Origin of the sequence: Rhodopirellula halodulae (assembly GCF_020966775.1) — a bacterium.
Classification (GTDB): domain Bacteria; phylum Planctomycetota; class Planctomycetia; order Pirellulales; family Pirellulaceae; genus Rhodopirellula; species Rhodopirellula halodulae.
The window spans coordinates 1-2187 of record NZ_JAJKFV010000015.1; the positions used below are offsets into that span (position 1 = coordinate 1).

Annotated in this window: 1 protein-coding gene; it reads right to left on the reverse strand. The window is 57.5% G+C overall.

All coding sequences use genetic code 11. The features are described 5' to 3' along the window. Positions 1-92: 92 nt before the first annotated feature. Positions 93-1361: a group II intron reverse transcriptase/maturase gene (gene ltrA, locus LOC70_RS12455; RefSeq protein WP_230253910.1), complete on the reverse strand. Its 1269-nt coding sequence runs from the start codon at positions 1359-1361 to the stop codon at positions 93-95. Positions 1362-2187 lie beyond the last annotated feature (826 nt).

The window sequence follows — 2187 nt, forward strand, 5'->3', positions numbered from 1 at the left end:
ATCGAGTAGGGTGAGCCAGCGGAGCGACCGCTGACTCAGCCCTCTCACAGAACCGTACGTACGGGTCCGTATACGGCTCCTGTCTTACCTGCCTAAGTTGCCTCGGGAAGGACTCCGGTCGCCAATTCGGTGATGTCAAACAGGCCAAGTTCCGCCAAATAGCTATTGCTGATGGCCATACTGGCGTGGGAACAACGCGACGTGCGCCACGCGGTCATTCGCATCTTCGGAAGATCGCCCTTCGCTCCGACCTGCCGCAAGCGGCGGATCAGACGCGTCGGTTTCTTCCACAATGCGAGCTGTTTGGCCCGTAATCTTCGCCGAATCCATCCCGCCAGTTCACGATAAAGCGACTTGCAGTTGGCCATCCGGAAGTAGCTCGCCCAGCCCCGCAGCACCGGGTTCAGGTCAGCGATGACCTTCTCCAGGTTCACGGGACTGGTCTTACGAGTGATCGCCTTGACCTTCGCCTTAAAAGCCGCGACTTTCTTGGTAGCGATGCGAGTATGCACGCTGCCGATCACCACACCCAAAAACTTCACGCCCTCGCGTGCCGTACTCAGGTGCGTCTTGTCGCGGTTGACGGTCAACTTCAGATCACCTTCCAGAATCTCCGCTGCGACGCTCATCGCGTGCTCCGCTGATCTCCGGCTACGGCACAGGATCAGGATGTCATCGGCATACCGAACGATTCGGTAACCACGACGCATCATCTCCTGGTCGAAAGCGTCCAGATAAACATTGGCAATCAAGGGACTGACAACACCGCCTTGCGGGCTGCCAAGCTCCGTCGCCTCCCAGACGCCTTCGTTCATCACACCGCTGGTCAGAAACATCTCGACAAGAGCCAGGATGCTGCCATCGGTCACTCGACGACGAATCGACGAGAGAATCAAGCCATGGTCCAACCGGTCAAAGCACTTTGACAAGTCCATATCGACGACATGCTTCAAGCCATAATGCCGGATGAACATCGTCGCTTTGGCAACTGCCTGTTGGCAGCTGCGGCCCGGTCGGTAACCGTAACTCGACGGGTGAAAGTCGGGATCAAAAATCGGTTGCAGGATGTCCAGCAGTGCTTGCTGGACGACTCGGTCGCGAACCGTTGGGATGCCAAGATGCCGCTGGCCGCCACCAGGTTTCGGAATCGAAACTCGGCGAACCGCACTGGGCCGGTAACTCTTGTCCCTCAGTTCACTCACCAACCGCGTCAGCTCCCCCAACAGATCAGCTTCAAAATCAGAGATCGTTTGTCCATCGATGCCAGGTGCACCCTTGGCACGTCGGACCTTCTCGAACGCGCGGGCCAACGCCCGACGATCAAGCAATCGGCTGTAGAGGCTGTAGTAGGTTCGCTTCATGACTGGCGGTCAGTGGTCTTTCGTTGGTTCGTTCACGTTCTGTCGAATCGATTGGCAGGGTGGCGGTTCACCAAGCGGACAACTCGTGTGCTATTCCAGTAAAGGACAATCGCGAGTTGCCGGTTTGCCGAGTTACTTCCACTCCGACGGACGCATCGAGCAGTTTCGCAGTTCCCCGCGTTACCACTGTGGACCGGTCCTCAGAGTCTTCGATCTCTCTGAATCGTGTCGGCTGCACGTGGTTCGTTTTCGGTGTTCGCTCCAATCACAAGTAAAACTTCACCCCTTCGCATCCGGCGATGATCTTTTGAATCAGAGCCGTTCGACGTGACTCGGCTGGCTTACCGGCCATCCTTTGCACGTCGTCGTCGCGGTTTTGTCCTCCAGTCTGTTGCCAGCTTTCACAGGCCGCGACTTATTCACTACTACGGGTTCATCTGCCACCTCACATCACGTCGGTCGCTTCTCGTGTTTCCACTTGAAGCGTGCCTTACCGGCTTCTCACGCTTCGCCTTTGGGGGAGCTAACGCGGCTTGGATGATGCCAGGCTTCCCCAGTTACTGCACTGGCTCCCTGACGATGATGACGTCCCCAACCACTTCCGGCAGTTGTTCATGTATCGGGCATCGCGTCTTTTGGCACGCTCACCCCCGCCGTCAGCCGAATCGGGTTCGCTTTCGCTACGCTCCATCGTCCTCCTATCGCTTCCTTCAGACCCCGCCGTTGGCCAACGACGCCCTTGCGAATCGGATTCAATTCCCCATGAACAGGGCTTGGTCGGTGGCAAGCACCGACTGGGGTTGCCAGCTTCGCTGGGCAAACCAAA

What these genes read in the sequence shown, in the direction of transcription:
- ltrA (WP_230253910.1), bottom strand. Translation starts at nt 1,361, where the DNA reads ATGAAGCGAACCTACTACAGCCTCTACAGCCGATTGCTTGATCGTCGG.